The organism is Chloroflexus sp. MS-G (assembly GCF_000735195.1).
Lineage (GTDB): Bacteria > Chloroflexota > Chloroflexia > Chloroflexales > Chloroflexaceae > Chloroflexus.
Genome location: NZ_JPIM01000054.1, coordinates 1 through 15,927 on the forward strand (window position 1 = coordinate 1; position 15,927 = coordinate 15,927).

Annotated in this window: 15 protein-coding genes; 14 read left to right on the top strand and 1 reads right to left on the bottom strand. The window is 56.0% G+C overall.

The genetic code is table 11. The annotated features are described in order from the left end of the window. Nucleotides 1-144: 144 nt before the first annotated feature. A complete protein-coding gene (gene moaC, locus JE47_RS0111110) occupies nucleotides 145-633 on the bottom strand; it encodes a cyclic pyranopterin monophosphate synthase MoaC (protein WP_031459828.1) in 489 nt (162 codons plus the stop codon). 210 nt (nucleotides 634-843) lie between these two features. Here moaC and mraZ point away from each other — a divergent pair, with 210 nt between their 5' ends. The 14 genes from mraZ to JE47_RS0111180 all read left to right on the top strand — a co-directional run bounded on the left by mraZ (nucleotide 844) and on the right by JE47_RS0111180 (nucleotide 15,912). Beyond that, entirely contained in the window at nucleotides 844-1,275 is a 432-nt protein-coding gene (gene mraZ, locus JE47_RS0111115; protein WP_031459829.1) for a division/cell wall cluster transcriptional repressor MraZ, read from the top strand. Further along, nucleotides 1,275-2,183 carry a 16S rRNA (cytosine(1402)-N(4))-methyltransferase RsmH gene (gene rsmH, locus JE47_RS0111120; RefSeq protein ID WP_031459830.1) on the top strand — a complete coding sequence of 303 codons (909 nt, stop codon included), beginning with the start codon at nucleotides 1,275-1,277 and terminating at the stop codon, nucleotides 2,181-2,183. Before mraZ ends, rsmH begins: the two co-directional genes overlap by 1 nt. A gap of 25 nt (nucleotides 2,184-2,208) precedes the next feature. After that, nucleotides 2,209-2,577 carry a hypothetical protein gene (locus JE47_RS0111125; RefSeq protein WP_031459831.1) on the top strand — a complete coding sequence of 123 codons (369 nt, stop codon included), beginning with the start codon at nucleotides 2,209-2,211 and terminating at the stop codon, nucleotides 2,575-2,577. Between the two features lie 6 nt (nucleotides 2,578-2,583). Further along, entirely contained in the window at nucleotides 2,584-4,398 is a 1,815-nt protein-coding gene (locus JE47_RS0111130; RefSeq protein ID WP_031459832.1) for a peptidoglycan D,D-transpeptidase FtsI family protein, read from the top strand. 142 nt (nucleotides 4,399-4,540) lie between these two features. Further along, complete coding sequence (locus JE47_RS0111135) at nucleotides 4,541-6,013, top strand: UDP-N-acetylmuramoyl-tripeptide--D-alanyl-D-alanine ligase (protein ID WP_031459833.1); 1,473 nt, start codon at nucleotides 4,541-4,543, stop codon at nucleotides 6,011-6,013. A 31-nt stretch (nucleotides 6,014-6,044) separates the two neighbouring features. Then, nucleotides 6,045-7,148 (top strand): phospho-N-acetylmuramoyl-pentapeptide-transferase, encoded by a 1,104-nt coding sequence (mraY, locus tag JE47_RS0111140; protein WP_031459834.1) that lies wholly within the window; start codon nucleotides 6,045-6,047, stop codon nucleotides 7,146-7,148. Then, on the top strand, nucleotides 7,148-8,563 hold the full coding sequence (gene murD, locus JE47_RS0111145) for a UDP-N-acetylmuramoyl-L-alanine--D-glutamate ligase (RefSeq protein WP_031459835.1): 1,416 nt from the start codon (nucleotides 7,148-7,150) through the stop codon (nucleotides 8,561-8,563). Before mraY ends, murD begins: the two co-directional genes overlap by 1 nt. Continuing rightward, complete coding sequence (locus JE47_RS0111150) at nucleotides 8,547-9,362, top strand: rhomboid family intramembrane serine protease (protein ID WP_031459836.1); 816 nt, start codon at nucleotides 8,547-8,549, stop codon at nucleotides 9,360-9,362. The genes murD and JE47_RS0111150 overlap by 17 nt, the downstream gene beginning before the upstream one ends. 47 nt (nucleotides 9,363-9,409) lie before the next feature. Then, complete coding sequence (gene ftsW / locus JE47_RS0111155) at nucleotides 9,410-10,684, top strand: putative lipid II flippase FtsW (RefSeq protein WP_031459837.1); 1,275 nt, start codon at nucleotides 9,410-9,412, stop codon at nucleotides 10,682-10,684. Next, a complete protein-coding gene (locus tag JE47_RS0111160; RefSeq protein ID WP_236631214.1) occupies nucleotides 10,659-11,747 on the top strand; it encodes a UDP-N-acetylglucosamine--N-acetylmuramyl-(pentapeptide) pyrophosphoryl-undecaprenol N-acetylglucosamine transferase in 1,089 nt (362 codons plus the stop codon). The genes ftsW and JE47_RS0111160 overlap by 26 nt, the downstream gene beginning before the upstream one ends. Next, the gene (locus JE47_RS0111165) at nucleotides 11,744-12,388 is read left to right on the top strand and encodes a hypothetical protein (protein ID WP_031459839.1); all 645 of its coding nucleotides are present in this window, start codon (nucleotides 11,744-11,746) and stop codon (nucleotides 12,386-12,388) included. The genes JE47_RS0111160 and JE47_RS0111165 overlap by 4 nt, the downstream gene beginning before the upstream one ends. Next, nucleotides 12,385-13,809 carry a UDP-N-acetylmuramate--L-alanine ligase gene (murC, locus tag JE47_RS0111170; RefSeq protein WP_031459840.1) on the top strand — a complete coding sequence of 475 codons (1,425 nt, stop codon included), beginning with the start codon at nucleotides 12,385-12,387 and terminating at the stop codon, nucleotides 13,807-13,809. The genes JE47_RS0111165 and murC overlap by 4 nt, the downstream gene beginning before the upstream one ends. Before the next feature lies 1 nt (nucleotide 13,810). After that, entirely contained in the window at nucleotides 13,811-14,704 is an 894-nt protein-coding gene (gene murB, locus JE47_RS0111175) for a UDP-N-acetylmuramate dehydrogenase (RefSeq protein WP_031459841.1), read from the top strand. 128 nt (nucleotides 14,705-14,832) lie between these two features. Next, nucleotides 14,833-15,912 carry a D-alanine--D-alanine ligase family protein gene (locus tag JE47_RS0111180; RefSeq protein ID WP_031459842.1) on the top strand — a complete coding sequence of 360 codons (1,080 nt, stop codon included), beginning with the start codon at nucleotides 14,833-14,835 and terminating at the stop codon, nucleotides 15,910-15,912. Nucleotides 15,913-15,927: the final 15 nt, after the last annotated feature.

Below are 15,927 nucleotides of genomic sequence, written 5' to 3' on the forward strand. Positions count from 1 at the left end.
TGGTGAGGGATCTACTCCCCCTTCCTCGCCCACAGCGTGGGAGAGGAAGGGGGCTGGGGGGATGGTGAGGGATCTACTCCCCCTTCCTCTCCCCGTGTGGGAGAGGAAGGGGGCTGGGGGGATGGTGAGGGGGGGCGCCATTTTCTATCCCCTATCCTTCCCCTCATCACTCCGTCCGCCACGTTTGGCGATCAAACGGATCTGGTCGATGTGCATCGTTTTGTCTACCGATTTGCACATGTCATAGATGGTGAGTGCTGCAACGCTTACCGCTGTCAGAGCTTCCATCTCAACACCGGTCTGGCCCTGGCAACGTACCGTTGCCTCGATCTCCAGGGCAGGGCCTGTCGGATCAGGGGTAAAGGTGATGCTGGCATGACTCAGATTGAGAATATGACACAGCGGAATGAGGTCTGCGGTTCGCTTCGCGGCCATGATCCCTGCTACTCGCGCAACTGCCAGTACATCACCCTTGGGAATACCACCACCGAGGATTAAATTGAGGGTTGTTGCCTGCATCACGACCCGACCTCGGGCAATCGCTTCACGGGCAGTAATCGGTTTGGCGCTGACATCAACCATGTGCGCATTCCCGGCAGCGTCAAGATGACTCAATTCACCCGAATCACTCATACATCCTCACTTTCTCTCGTAATTGCCTGTTATTCGCTCAAATATTCTACCCGATCTCTGATCCTGCGCGGAAAGACATCAATTTGTTATGTTTGTAGATACTTTTCTGGCTTGAAACAGTGGGTGGGGTAAGCTATAATGTGGCGGGAGGTGGGGTAAAGTGGGGAAAAGTGGAGAATACTCCCTCTCAAACCGTGAAGGATCACAGCGGTGTTTTTAGGGTCATACGAGCATGCTATCGATGAGAAGGGACGACTGGCAATCCCGGCTCGCTTTCGTGCCGATCTTGCTGGTGGGATGGTCTTGACCCGCGGCTTCGACCGCTGCTTGCTGATTTTTCCGTTGCCCTACTGGAGTGACCTTACCCGCCGGGTAAGTGCGCTATCGCTGGTTGACGAAGATGCTCGTATGCTGCGTCGGCTGCTCTTTGCCAGTGCTTCAGAACAAGAGATGGATCGTCAGGGGCGAATTTTGCTACCGCAGAACCTGCGTGAAGCTGGTGGATTGACCGATCAGGCATTGTTGGTTGGACTTGATGCGTTTATCGAGGTGTGGGCACCCGATCGCTGGCGTGAAGTGCAGCAGCGCCTTGAGACACAAGGGCCACACTTTGATGAACAGATGCGAAAGTTAGGGATTTGATGGTGGTGACCTTCCAGCACACACCGGTCCTCATGGCTGAGGTTGTAAACGCACTGGCTCCCCGTCCTGGCGGTTGCTATCTTGATGCAACGGTTGGTGGTGGTGGGCACGCACTGGCCGTCTTGCAGGCGGCACAGCCCGGTGGCAAATTACTGGGGATCGACGCTGATCCGGCTGCGCTGGCGGCAACCGCCGAGCGCTTAACGACCGCCGGATTACACGAGCAGGCGGTGCTGTGTCACGGCTCTTTTGCTGATCTGGTCACTATTGCAACGACTGCCGGATTTACTGCCTTCGATGGCATTCTGTTTGATCTGGGGGTATCATCGTACCAGCTCGATACACCAGAACGAGGCTTTTCGTTTGCGGCTGATGGACCACTCGATATGCGCCTCGATCCGACGCACGGGCCAACGGCTGCCGATCTGGTCAATCGGTTAAGCGAGCGTGAGCTGGCCGACATTATTTTTCAGTACGGTGAAGAGCACGCCGCACGGCGCATTGCACGGGCGATTGTCGAACAGCGCCGAACGCAACCGTTCCGGCGTACCGCTGAGCTGGCCGAGGTTGTCGTGCGTGCGGTTGGCGGGCGTCACGGTCGGATTCATCCGGCCACCCGCACTTTCCAGGCCCTGCGGATTGCGGTGAATCAGGAGCTGGATCGGCTGAAGCTGGCACTTCCGCAGGCGGTAGCGTTGCTTGCCCCCGGCGGTCGGCTGGCAGTGATCAGTTTTCATTCACTGGAAGATCGCATTGTGAAGCAGTTTTTACGTGCAGAGGCAACCGGTGCCACACCACGGTTGACGATCCTGACGAAGAAGCCGGTGGTGCCTTCTGCAACAGAGGTTGTGCGTAACCCGCGAGCGCGCAGCGCGAAACTGCGGGTTGCCGCCCGTATCGCAGCATAGGGGTATTGCCAGGGGAGACGACGGTATGGCAGTGAGAATTGAACAGATTCCGGCAATTGTTGGTCGGGTGCGGTGGCGACAGATCGATTTCTCGCGCTACCTGCGCCTCGATGGCGCACGCTATGTCCTCCTATTGACGCTGATTGTTTGTCTGCTCAGCCTGGTGACCCTGGTTCAGAGCGGTCTGGTGACCCGTATGAACTACGACCTGGTTGCGTTGCGCCAGCAACAGGTGCAGCTTAATCGTGAATATTCGCGTCTGCAAGAGCAGCTTGCCCGTGTGCAGTCGGTTGAATCACGAATGAAGCGGGCCACAGACATGGGGTTCCGTCCGCCGACTCCTGAACAGATTCGCTATATCCGTATCCCGAATCTTCCTGAGCTTGATGAGTAATCGCCGATGGCCAGTACAACACGCCGGACAACCATTCCTGCCTCAGCCGAGACTACCGCAGCGGTTCCTCCGCTACGCGGGTTACCACGCTGGCGTTTGCAGGTGCTCTTGCTGAGCTGTGTCTTGATCACAACGATTATTGGGATTCGCTTGATTGATCTGCAAGTAGTGCGCAGCCAGGATTTGGCCCGTAAGGCCCGCCTTGAGATCGAGGCGCCAACGCTGCTGGCGCCACGTCGTGGTCAGATTACCGATGCTAGCGGCACGGTGCTGGCGATGGATGTTGAACGGCAAAGTCTGTTTGCTGTACCACCGCAGGTACCGGCTGAGCGCCAAGCCGAGATTGCGTTGTTGATCGCCAAACTGACCAATGCACCGGCAGAGCAGATTTTGTCGGCGTTGCGTTCCGATCGGCAGTGGGTGCGGTTGGCACGTTGGCTTGATCCTGACGTGGCAGCACAAGTTGCCGAGCTTAAGTTGCCCGGTCTCCGGCTGGTGTATGAGCCGATGCGCTTTTATCCGCAAGGGATTACTGCTGCACAGATAGTCGGCGCACTGAACTTGAACGGTGAGGGGATAAGTGGCATTGAGGCCTATTACGATACCGCTCTACGTGGTACCGAGGGACGGATCGAAGGTGAATTCGACCCGGCTCGTAATCCCATGGCAACTAGCCTCGCACGAGTACTTCCACCCCAAGATGGTGCGAATTTGCAACTCACTATCGATCCGTTTATTCAGCAGATCGCCGAACGTGAGTTGCAGCAGGCAGTGCAAGAGCAGCAAGCCGACGGTGGGACGATTATTGTTCTCGATCCGCGCACCGGCGCGATCCTGGCGATGACGAGTTGGCCGTTCTTCGACCCGAATCGCTGGCAAGAGTACCCGCCCGAGGTTTACGGACGTAATCCGGCAATTGGTACCGTGTACGAACCGGGGAGTACGTTCAAGATCATCACTGCTGCGGCTGCACTCAGCTCTGGGGTGGTAACGACAACAACAACGGTTGATGATCCGGGCTGGGTGGTGCGGTATGGTCAACCATTACGTAATTTCGATGCAGCACCCCACGGCTCGCTAAACCTGGCCGGGATGCTCTACTATTCGAGCAATGTGGCGGCACTGCAATTTAATGAGCTGGTCGGACCAGAGTCATACTATCGTACCCTGACCCGCTTCGGTTTTGGGCAACCAACGGGGGTTGATCTGGCCGGCGAAGAGAGTGGTATTGTCAATTTTTATGGCAGTCCTAGCTATAATCCGCTCACATTTTTGATTAACGCCTACGGTCAGGGGGTTTCGGTAACGCCCCTTCAGTTGGTGCAGGCCGCCGCAGCGATTGCTAATGATGGCGTCATGATGCAACCGTATGTCGTGCAGCAGATGTGTCGTGGCAAGGAGTGTGTGCGAACCGAACCGCAGGTGGTGGGAAAACCCATCGAGGCATCGATTGCCCATACTGTGCGTGAAATGATGGTTGACGCGGCCAATCATTATGCACCGGTGATCTGGGGTCCGCGTACCGGGAACTGGCGCGACCAGTGGCTGATCCCCGGCTACCGCGTGGGAGCCAAAACCGGCACTGCCTCAATCCCTTTACCCGGTGGCGGGTACGATCCATCGTACACAATCGGTTCTGTATTGGGGATTGCACCGGTCGATGAGCCACAGTTTGTCGTGCTGGTGAAGATTGATCGACCCAAGAAGGATACGCTCGGTGTGCTGACCGCAATACCGGTGTATTACAACCTGGTCGATCAGTTGCTGCGTTACGCGCATATCCCACCGGATCGTAGTCTGGTCAGTCCGGGACAGCCATAGGAGGGGAAGGGTGTGTTGATCAACGTACTCTCAGCTTTTTATCAGATAACCATCCCAGATGATAACAAGGCCGTTCTGGATGGTAATGCTATAATGGCCCTTACAAGCTGTCCGGTGCAGACGATGGCTTGGGGAGGGCAAATTGATCAGACTCGATCATTTATTGTACGGCGTTCAACCACGCACAACACGACAGGCAGTATCGCTGCCGACCGCATGGGCCGAACGCATGATTGGGCCGGTTGTAACCGATTCACGGGCAGTCGTGCCGGGTTCGCTCTTTGTCGCATTGACCGGCGAACGTACCGATGGACATCGTTTTTTGCCCGATGTGGTGGCAGGTGGTGCAGCCGCAGCACTGGTTTCGCCCTCAAAGCTGGCAGTACTGGCCCCCGATCTGAACGCTGTGGCTCGGCCATGGCATCTGATCGAGCCGACTCAGACTGTCTCTCTGGCGACAGTGCCGCCCGAAGCCTGCCTCCTCATCGCTGTAGACGATCCACTCTTTGCATTGCAGCGAGTGGCCGTCTACCATCGACAGATGTTCACGCCGACGGTGATCGGGATCACCGGAAGTGTGGGCAAGACCTCAACCAAAGAGGTCGTCGCGGCTGTTGTTAGCCAGCGCTTCCGCACCTTAAAAAGTCAACGCAGTTTCAATAGTGAGGTGACGTTACCGGCAACCTTGCTCGAGCTGACTGCCGACCATCAAGTGGCAGTGCTCGAGATGGGAATGTGGGCGGCGGGTGAGATTCGCTTTCTGGCGACTCTCGCCCGTCCCCAGATTGGGATTGTGACCAATGTCGGACCTTCACACCTGGAACGACTGGGTAGTATCGAGGCCATTGCCAATGCAAAAGCAGAATTACCCGAGTCGCTACCTGCCGATGGTTGGTGTATCCTTAACGCTGATGATCCACGTGTGGTGGCGATGGCGAATCGTACCGCCGCCAGGGTGCTGACATACGGCTACGCCGATCAAGCCGATGTGCGTTTGCTAAAGGTAGAAAGCTATGGCTTGCACGGGATCGAGCTGACGGTCGAATACCACGGGCAACAACATCGGCTGCGGACACCGCTGATTGGGCGGCATCACGCCTACACGGCGCTGGCGGCCATCGCCGCTGCGCTGGTGCTCGGTATGGATTGGGATGCGATTGCAGCCGGATTGCGCGAACCTGGCGAACAGTTGCGTTTGCGTGTGGTTCGTGGTCGAAATGGGGTGACAATTATCGATGATACCTACAACGCTGCACCTCTCTCGACCATTGCCGCTCTTCAGGTGTTGGCCGAAACCGAGGGACGGCGCATTGCAGTCCTCGGTGAAATGCTTGAACTTGGGGCAGCCAGTGAGGAAGGTCATCGGCAGGTCGGCGCTGCTGCTGCAACAACTGCCGATCTGCTCATTGCTGTCGGTCGCCAGGCGCACATAGTGGCCGATGCCGCACGTCGGGCTGGAATGTCTGCCGCGCAGGTGAAGACATGTCCTGATAATGAAGCAGCTATCGAGCTGCTGAATCAGATCATTCAAGCCGGTGATTGTCTCCTGATTAAGGGGTCGCGCGGCGTGCAAATGGAGACTATCGTCGTTGCGTTGACGCGCACTGAATCGTAGCTCGAATCATCAAAACGACAGGAGAAGTTGTGTGAGCGTCCTTCGTGCAGTACTGGTTCAAGATATGGCACGTGCGCTGTTGCTGGCTGCCGCAGCGTTTGTTCTAACCTTAATCATCGGTGGATGGTGGGTACGCTTTGCGCGCAAGCATAACCTGGGAAAGCGCATTCGTCCTGACGGTCCGCAAAGCCACTTGGTGAAAGTAGGCACACCAACGATGGGTGGAATTATGATTGTGAGTACCGTGTTGATATTAACGGTACTTTTCAATCTCGTTGATCGCTGGTCAATGCTGCTTCCCCTGGGTGTGATGGTCAGTTTCGCCGTCCTGGGTGCTATCGATGACTGGCTTTCCTTGACCGGTTCCCGTTCAAAAACCCACGGTTTTACGGTACGATTTAAGTTCTGGATCATGATGGCGGTGGCGTTTGTAGCTAGCCTGGCACTCTATCTACCACAACCCTACGGTCTCGAACACGAGGGGTTGGTCCAGATACCGTTTGTGGGTGAAGTGAATATCGGTCTCTGGTTTATTCCGATAGCAGTGTTGATCATTGTCTTCATCTCGAACGCCGTTAATATTACCGATGGTCTCGATAGCCTGGCCGGCTGGAATCTGACACTTTCGTTCGGTGCGTATGGGGTCATTACCTTTCTGGCCGAGCCACGTCTAACCAATTTGATGGCGTTTTGCTTTACCGTGGTGGGAGCGTGTGCAGCCTTTCTCTGGTACAACGCTTATCCGGCCCAGGTTTTTATGGGTGATCTCGGCGCCCTGTCTTTAGGGGCAACGCTGGCGGTGGTGGCGTTGCAGTCGCAGCAATGGCTGCTCTTACCGGTGATCGGGATTGTGTTTGTGATCGAAGCCCTCTCGACAATGATCCAGACTGCCTATTTCAAATGGACGAAGTGGCGCTACGGTGAGGGCCGCCGGATCTTTAAGATGGCTCCCTTGCATCACCATTTTGAGTTGCTCGGCTGGAGTCAGCCGCAAGTGACCCAGCGTTTTGTGTTGATTGGTACAGTGGCCGCAATGGTTGGTATTTCACTGGCATTGATTTTTGGGTCACCGCAGACGGGAGTCCAGGTTGACGTGCCTGCAATCACGGTTATTGAGGGTGATGGGGGGCGCTGATGGAGAGGTTGGCCGGGAAGCGGGTTGTTGTTATGGGTCTGGGTGTTCATGGTGGTGGCCTGGGAGTGGCCCGCTGGTTGTTGCGCCAGGGTGCTGAGATCATTGTCACTGACCATGCCTCACCAGAGGTACTGGCCGAGCCGATAGCTCGTCTCAATGCGTTTGCCACCGAGCTAGGGGTATCCGTTCGCTATACACTGGGTGAACATCGCGCCGAAGATATTCGCGCTGCTGAGATGTTGGTGGTGAACCCGGCAGTGCGCCCCGATTCACCCTGGCTGGCACTGGCTCGTTCGTATGGGGTAAAGATTGAAACCGAGATGACCCTCTTCTTCCGCGCCTGTCCTGCACCAATTCTGGGTGTGACCGGTACAAAGGGTAAGACAACGACCACGCTGTTGCTGGCTGCTATGATCCGGCAACGTTACCCCAATACCGTTGTAGCCGGTAATCTCCGTGTCTCGGCACTGGAAGCGATCACGCAGATTACGCCGCAAACGCCGGTTGTGCTGGAATTGAGCAGTTTTCAATTAGAACGCCTGGGCGAAGCCGGCTTAAGTCCACAGTACGCTCTGCTGACCAATCTAGGAATTGATCATCTCAACTGGCACGGTTCGCTGGCAGCTTATGCCAATGCCAAACGTCAGATTATGGCACACCAGGGAGAAAATGGTGTCGCGGTCTTGCCACCAGAGCAGGCGCAAGCCTGGGGCCATGGCCGTCAGGAGGTGATCAGTTTCAGTCTCACCGACCCAACAGCCGATGCTACGGTTGACGCCGCTGGCTATGCGCGCTACCGTGATGTGATCCTCTTTCATCGATCTGATCTACGGCTGCCTGGTGTCCACAATCTCGCCAATGCCCTGGCAGCAGCGACACTGGCGTATCGGTTTGGGATCGAACCAGAAGCGATCGCGACAGCACTGCACGAAATAACGGCGGTTGAACACCGGCTGGAATTGGTTGCGACGATTGATGACGTGCGGTACATCAACGATACAACCGCAACGAATCCGACCGCAACTGCGGCAGCGTTAGCCACCGTGGATGGGCCAATTGTCTTGATTACCGGTGGTGCAGATAAAGAACTCGATCTGGCCGCGCTGGCTGATACCATTGCCAACGGTGCTGCGGCAGTCGTGTTACTCGATGGAAGTGCAACACCGACATTACAAGCGTTATTGCGCGCCCGAAAGCCAGATTTACCACTCGCCGGCCCTTTTACCGATCTATCCGCCGCGGTAGCCACGGCGCGGTTGTTTGCACAGCCCGGTGGCGCGGTTTTGCTCTCACCTGGATGTGCCAGTTTTGGCATGTTTCGGAATGAATTTCATCGCGGTGAAGCATTTCGTCAGATTGTGCGTCAATTGGCTGCCGTGCGTGCCGGAGAGCAAATGTATGACTCATCCTCCTAATGAACCCGACGAGATCGAAGAATTCTTACGTCGGGCTGAACGTGAATTCGGTCGGCGTCCTGATTTACCAGAGGAACCGTCATCGCCACCGCCACGACCGTTGCCACCGCGTCCATTCGTCACCCAGAGTCTGTTGTGGGCGATTGGGATCGTGTACGTCTTGAGCTGTGTACTGAGTGGGTCGCTCTTTCAACCAGGATTGCCAGTACTCATTATGTTGGGGGCAAAGGTTAACGAGCGGATTGCCAATGGTGAGATGTGGCGTCTGTTCACTGCTGTGTTTCTCCACGCCAATCTTATTCACATTTTCTTCAATGGCTACGCCCTTTCGGTGCTTGGTCCCGAGACGGAGCGCTTTTACGGTCATGCCCGCTTCCTGGCCCTATATCTGCTGAGTGGGTTAGGCGGAAGTATCGCTTCGTATGCCCTCTCACCGGCGCCCGCAGTTGGCGCAAGCGGCGCCATTTTTGGCCTGATCGGAGGTCTCGGTATCTTCTACTACCTCAATCGACAGGCATTGGGTGAGTTTGGTCAGAATCAGGTGCGTAATATCGCGGCGATTGCCTTTATTAACCTGCTTATCGGTTTTGCCGCTCAGGGTGTCATTGATAATTGGGGGCATTTGGGCGGTTTACTGAGTGGGTTGGTGGTTGGGCTTGCCCTCTCTCCCCGCCTGATCATCGATCTGCGCTTCTTCCAGCCAATCCTGATCCGGAGTTTCCCCGCCCAGGGCTGGCTATGGACGCTGGCAATTGCGTTGGTGATGATGGTGTTGGTGCGTCTGATCACACCGGCATAGGTGCAGAACCTGAGTATATGGGTGCTACACGGTGAAAGAAGGAATGTATGCTCAAGCGTGATGAGCCACGTTCCACGGGATCGCTCTTCGACCGCACAACTCATCCGCCTGACCGCGTGTTGTTAGTGACGGTCATCGGCTTGACCGCCTTTGGGCTGGTGATGGTCTATAGCGCCAGCTTTGTTGATGCAGCGGTCTTTCACGGCAATCCATTCTACTATGTATTGCGGCAAACGATGGGGTCGCTGATCGGTTTAGGAGCGCTGTGGTTAATGCAGCAGATCGATCACCGCATCTGGCAGCGCTACTCGATCCATTTAATGGCGATTGCAATCATTCTTCTTGTCAGTGTCCTCCTGCTGCCGGCCAGTATCACCGAAGTCAATGGTTCGCGCTCGTGGATACGCTTCGGAGAGGGGTGGCTGGGTATCTTCAGTATTCAACCGGCAGAGTTTGTGAAGTTGGCGATCATTATCTACTTCGCCCACTGGCTCTCGCAGCGAGGTCAGCGATTAGGCAACGTAGCCTACGGGTTGGCTCCATTCGCCGTGATCCTTGGATTCATTTGTGGCCTGATCATGTTACAACCCGATCTGGGGACAACGATCATCATCCTCCTCATCGGTGGGGCGATCTTCTTTGCGGCTGGAGCCAATCTGTGGCAGGTTGCCGGTGCTGCACTGCTGGCAACCGTCGCTTTCTTCGCTCTGATCGTGACGTTCCGCAGTGGACGCTGGCAGGCCTTTCTCGATCCGTGGTCGCGGGCAAGCGCTGAAGGGTATCAGATTATTCACTCACTCTACGCATTCGGGAGCGGTGGTCTCTTTGGACAGGGGATCGGGATGAGTCGCCAAAAGCACCTCTGGCTGCCACAGCCCCATACCGATACAATTTACGCAATTATCGGCGAAGAGTGGGGTCTGCTCGGCACGCTAGCCGTGCTGGTTGCGTTTCTGATCATCGCAGTGCGTGGATATCGCATCGCTGCGCGTGCACCTTCACCGTTTGCTGCGTTGGTAGCTGTTGGTATTACGTCGTGGCTCGTGTTTCAGGCCTTTGTCAACATTAGCGTAACAGTGGCACTTATTCCGTTTACCGGCTTGACCTTGCCATTTCTGTCATACGGTAACTCATCGTTAATAAGCTGTCTGATGGCCACCGGTTTATTGTTGAATATCTCTCGCCATGTCGATCAGTCATCAACCGATAATTCAAAAACCACCGCCAGCTTCCGTACCGGCCAGGCTCCGTCTCATTCTTTCGGGTGGCGGCACTGGCGGTCACGTCTATCCGGCGCTGGCCGTCGCTCACGTACTGGCTGAACAGGCGCAGGTTGTGTATGTGGGCAGCGTTGGCGGGATGGAAGAGCGGATTGTAGCGCGTGAAAGCCAACTTCCGTTTCGTGCGTTGCCAGCAGCCGCTGTGCGTGGTCGTGGGCCACTAGGGGCTGTGCGTGCATTCTTCACACTGGCTCGTGGCGTGATCGTGGCCGGACAATTGTTAGACCAAGAGCGACCAGCAGCAATCTTGGGAACCGGTGGTTATGTGTGTGTACCACTCTTTGTGGCGGCTAAGTTGCGGCGCATACCAACGATGATCTATTTGCCAGATGTCGTACCTGGATTAGCCGTGCGCCTGTTAAGTCGGATCGCCGATTTGACGGCGGTAAACGTCAGTGATGCGTTACCACGATTAGGGTTACACGAGGGTGATCGCCGGGCACTGGTAACTGGTTATCCGGTACGGTCTGAATTATTTATGGCCAACCGTGAGATGGCACGGGCTGCGTTTGGCATTCGCTCCGATCAGACCGTTCTGTTGGTCTATGGTGGTAGTCGAGGGGCACGCAGTATCAATCGGGCTATCGCTGCATTGTTACCGACATTATTGCCCCTCTGTACTATCATTCATGTGTGTGGGCGGGAAGGCGATCAGGAATGGCTGGCGGAAACCGCAGCACGTCTTGAGCCGGCGTTACGTGAGCGTTATCTGCTCTTCCCCTACCTTGAAAGTGGGCAGACCCGTAGTATGACCGCCGCCCTGGCGGCTGCTGATGTGGCCGTGTGCCGCAGTGGCGCCTCAACGCTGGCTGAGCTACCGGCAGTCGGGCTACCAGCAGTGCTGGTACCGTACCCTTATGTGCATCAGGATGAAAATGCCGATTATCTGGTTCAACGGGGTGCAGCCCTGAAGGTAGCTGATGATGCGATGTTGGGTGATGGTGCACCGGAGGCCGGGCCGTTAGCGCAGGCAGTTCGACAATTGTTAATCGATCACGAGATGCGGAGGCAGATGGCAGTACGCAGCCGTGCGCTGGCTCGACCCGAAGCGGCGCAGACGCTAGCCGCGGCGCTGATGGAACTCGCCACAAGGAGTTCAACATGATGGAAGAGTGGATGGTCATTCCTTTAGCGCAGACGGTTATTACAGTTAATTTGAACGGTTTTGCTTTATTGCTCATTCTGATGGCATTGGGGGGCTATGTCGGCTACCAGCAGGGTCTGCGTAATCTCCTTACGCTTGCGCTCTGGACGATCATCGCCTACATCGCTTGCGTCCAGGGTGGTACATTTCTGGTAAGTGTTATCAATCGATTATGGATCAATGCACCTCGCTTTATCGCATTCTTGATTGGTAATGATCCGACACTGGTACCACCGCTTGATCCGCTTATCACACCGGAATTTCAGGTACCGCTCTTCTTTCGGATGATGGCATTTATCGCATTGATCCTCTTAGGAAGGTTTCTCGATAGTAAGGCTGCATGGAAGGGGCCGCCAAAAGAGCGTTTGGCTCGTCCGCTAGGGTTGTTTGTGGGAGCGTTTATTGTTCTGCTGTGGACCAACGCTGCGGTCGTGTTTTGGCGCGAATTTGTGAATAGCGGCGGTATCTTCGAAGGACCAATTGCGCTCTTTCTCAATACATTACCTGATGTCAGTATTATCTTACCATCGTTGATCGCCATCTTCTTTATGATTTTAGGGTTGCTTATTTTATTCAACTTTCCAAAGGTCTGGAAACCGTGAGTCACTATCACATCATTGGGATTGCCGGCGCTGGCATGAGCGCCATTGCGCATCTGTTAATGGATCAGGGCCATACGGTGAGCGGTTCGGACCTCACCGCCAATCGAGCTACCGCAGCACTCCAGGAACGCGGAGCACAGGTCTGGCAGGGTCACGATCCGGCGTATGTACGAGGGGCAGACTATGTGCTGGCAACGGCTGCTATTCGTGGCTCCCATCCTGAACTCGATGCTGCGGTAGCGCTGTCTATTCCGCGCCTGAGTCGGGCCGATCTGTGGCGGATGTGGTCAGCCCAACGACCGGTGATTGCGATTGCCGGAACCCACGGCAAGACGACAACCAGTGCGCTGACGGCATTGGCCCTGCGTGGCGCGGGGATCGAGTGTGGTTTTTTGGTCGGTGCCGAAGTTCCGGCGTTGGGTGGTAGTGCGCAATGGGGCGATCCAACAGCGCCACTGGTGATTGAGGCTGATGAGTACGATCGCGTTTTTCTGGCCCTGACACCGGCGATGGCGATTGTCACCAATGTTGAGTGGGATCATCCCGATATTTACCCAACTGCGGCTGAGTATATCGCTGCCTTTGCTGCCTTTGCCAGACAGGTACGCGACCCGCGCCGTCTTATTCTCTGCGCCGATGATCCTGGGACACTGGCCCTGGCCGAACACAGCGAAGCCTGTCTGTACGGGATCGATGAGCGCATCGCGACCGATCCGGTTTCCTGTCGGCTGGCCCCACTCGACTGGACGGCAAGTGGGGTGCGGGTGACGCCAGAGGGCCAACAGTTTGATCTCTGGTATTACGACCGTCGTACCTTCGGTCGGCGATTTGCCACAACGGTGCGCCTGGCGATTCCCGGTGACCATAATGTACGCAATGCAACGGCAGCCCTGGCCGCAACAGCGTTGTGGGGAGCTGATCTCGTCGCAGCAGCAACAGCACTGGCCAGCTATCACGGCAGTAGTCGGCGTTTTGAGTGGCGGGGTGAGATTGCCGGAATAACGCTGATCGACGATTATGCCCATCATCCGACCGAAGTGCAGGCTACGCTCGCTGCCGCGCATCAGCGTTACCCTGACCGTCGCCTGATCGTTTATTTGCAACCCCATACCTTTAGTCGCACACGCAGTCTGTGGACACAATGGCCGGCGGCGTGTCAGGCAGCGGCGATGGTGTTGGTTGGTGATGTCTACCCAGCGCGCGAACAGGGTGATCCGGTTGCCCTGGCGATGGCGCTGGTTGAACATCTGGTTGCACACGGGGTAACAGCACGCTATGCCGGAAAACCGGCAGATGCGGCTCTGGTTCTGCATTCGCTGGCACAACCCGGCGACGTTATCTTAACGCTGGGGGCTGGGGATAGTGATCAGGTGTCGGCGTTGTTTATCGCACAACAACACGCCGCGCAACAGGAGGTGTAAGGTGCCCGCTCTGTTATCGATACCATTGCGCACCGCTGAGCCAATGGCGCGTCATACCTCGTGGCGAGTTGGTGGTTTGGCGCGTTATTATGCTGAACCGGCAACTCCCGCCGAGGCGATAGCGCTGGCAACCTGGGCCACCGATCAGCAGCTCCCGCTGATCTGGATCGGGCGCGGCACCAATCTGTTGGTGCGGGATGAAGGATTTGACGGTGTGATTGCCGTTTACCGTGGGCAGCGGTGGGAACTGCACGATCAGGGTGAGAGTGCCGAACTGTGGATCGAGGCAGGTGCGCCAATGGCCGGTACTGCCCGTCGGCTCGCAGCAATGGGATGGGCGGGCCTGGAATGGGCAGAGGGCCTTCCCGGAACAGTAGGCGGGGCAATTGTCGGTAATGCCGGATGCTACGGCGGCAATGTTGCTGGTCAGTTGATTGCAGCCGAGCTGTTGATGAATGGCTGCGAACGGGTAGAATGGTCGATTAACGATCTGGCGTATACCTATCGCGAGAGTATTCTGAAACAGATGCAGCATACGCCGCTGCCACCACTTGTGCTATCTGGCCGGTTTCGTCTGCGGCGGGCCGACCCAGCGGTGCTCACCGCACGTATGGCGGCCATCGCTGCGGAACGCAAACAGAAAACACCGGCGGGAAGTTCGTGTGGAAGTGTCTTCAAAAATCCACCAGGCGATTTTGCCGGGCGTCTGATTGAAGCGGTTGGTTTAAAGGGTACCCGTATTGGTGACGCCGAGATTAGTCCACTTCATGCAAACTATATCGTGAATCATGGTCAGGCCCGCGCAGCCGACATTCTGGCCCTTATCGACCTGGCCCGTGCAACTGTCGCCGAGCGATTTGGCATTACGCTTCAGCTTGAAGTGCGGATCATTTAAAAGATGGTGATGAAAAGCCAAAAAATGATCTTCATGAACGAAATCATTAGTAAAATTTTTTGAAACATCTCGTTTTTTCAGATAACGATCATCTTATTGATCGTTATTCAACACAGGGGAGGCGGCGAATGATCAAGCCGATCACGATAGCCGTCATATTCGGCGGACAGAGCGGCGAACATGAGGTGTCACTCGTATCGGCGCATGCGGTGATGAGCAATCTCGATCCACATCGCTATCGCATTGAAGCGATTGGTATTGGCAAAGATGGACGTTGGTGGCATGGGCCGGGAGCGTTGGCTAAGCTGATGGCCGAAGCCGATCCTGCCCGTTTGCCGGCCAGTGCAGCTCAGGTTGCAGCAGGGCCGGTTCGTGAGCTAGGACGAGTCGGAATGCCAGGTTGGGAATTGCCGGCGTGTGATGTTGTCTTTCCCGTCTTGCACGGGCCGTATGGCGAGGATGGTACCATCCAGGGCTTGTTAGAGCTGGCCGGTCGGCCTTATGTCGGCTGTAGGGTAGCCGCTAGTGCCGTAGGCATGGACAAAGGCTTGATGAAGGCTGCGTTTACCGCTGCCGGTTTACCGGTATTACCGTGGCTGCTGATCCGCCGCAGTGAACTTACCGATATAGCCACCCTCTGCGAACGGATAGAAACGGTGCTGCATTTCCCAATGTTCGTCAAACCGGCCAACCTGGGGAGTAGCGTAGGAGTGAGTAAAGTTCGTCATCGCGCCGAGTTAATTGCCGGTCTGCAAGAGGCTGCTCGTTATGATCGACGGATCATTGTCGAGCAAGGCATCTCTGCCCGCGAAATCGAGATTTCGGTGTTGGGCAACGAACAGATTGCGGCCAGTATTCCCGGCGAAATTATTCCTGCCGGTGAATGGTACGATTATCACTCCAAGTATATTGATGGCGGTTCGCAAACAATTGTTCCGGCTGATCTCAGTCAGGCCCAGATTGCCGAAGTGCAGGCGTTAGCCATTCGTGCCTTTCAGGCAATTGACGGTGCTGGCCTAGCGCGGGTCGATTTTCTTCTCGACCGCGAGCAGGGAACCCTCTGGCTGAATGAGGTGAACACGATGCCGGGGTTTACGCCGATCAGTATGTACGCCAAAATGTGGGACGCCAGTGGCTTGCCGTATCCACAGTTGCTTGATCGACTGGTTGAGCTGGCCTTTGAATGGTCTGGAAGGGCTGACCGATAGCCCTAGATTGCAGGA

What these genes read in the sequence shown, in the direction of transcription:
- moaC (WP_031459828.1), bottom strand. Translation starts at nt 633, where the DNA reads ATGAGTGATTCGGGTGAATTGAGTCATCTTGACGCTGCCGGGAATGCG.
- rsmH (WP_031459830.1), top strand. Translation starts at nt 1,275, where the DNA reads ATGGTGGTGACCTTCCAGCACACACCGGTCCTCATGGCTGAGGTTGTA.
- JE47_RS0111125 (WP_031459831.1), top strand. Translation starts at nt 2,209, where the DNA reads ATGGCAGTGAGAATTGAACAGATTCCGGCAATTGTTGGTCGGGTGCGG.
- JE47_RS0111130 (WP_031459832.1), top strand. Translation starts at nt 2,584, where the DNA reads ATGGCCAGTACAACACGCCGGACAACCATTCCTGCCTCAGCCGAGACT.
- murD (WP_031459835.1), top strand. Translation starts at nt 7,148, where the DNA reads ATGGAGAGGTTGGCCGGGAAGCGGGTTGTTGTTATGGGTCTGGGTGTT.
- JE47_RS0111150 (WP_031459836.1), top strand. Translation starts at nt 8,547, where the DNA reads ATGACTCATCCTCCTAATGAACCCGACGAGATCGAAGAATTCTTACGT.
- ftsW (WP_031459837.1), top strand. Translation starts at nt 9,410, where the DNA reads ATGCTCAAGCGTGATGAGCCACGTTCCACGGGATCGCTCTTCGACCGC.
- JE47_RS0111165 (WP_031459839.1), top strand. Translation starts at nt 11,744, where the DNA reads ATGATGGAAGAGTGGATGGTCATTCCTTTAGCGCAGACGGTTATTACA.
- JE47_RS0111180 (WP_031459842.1), top strand. Translation starts at nt 14,833, where the DNA reads ATGATCAAGCCGATCACGATAGCCGTCATATTCGGCGGACAGAGCGGC.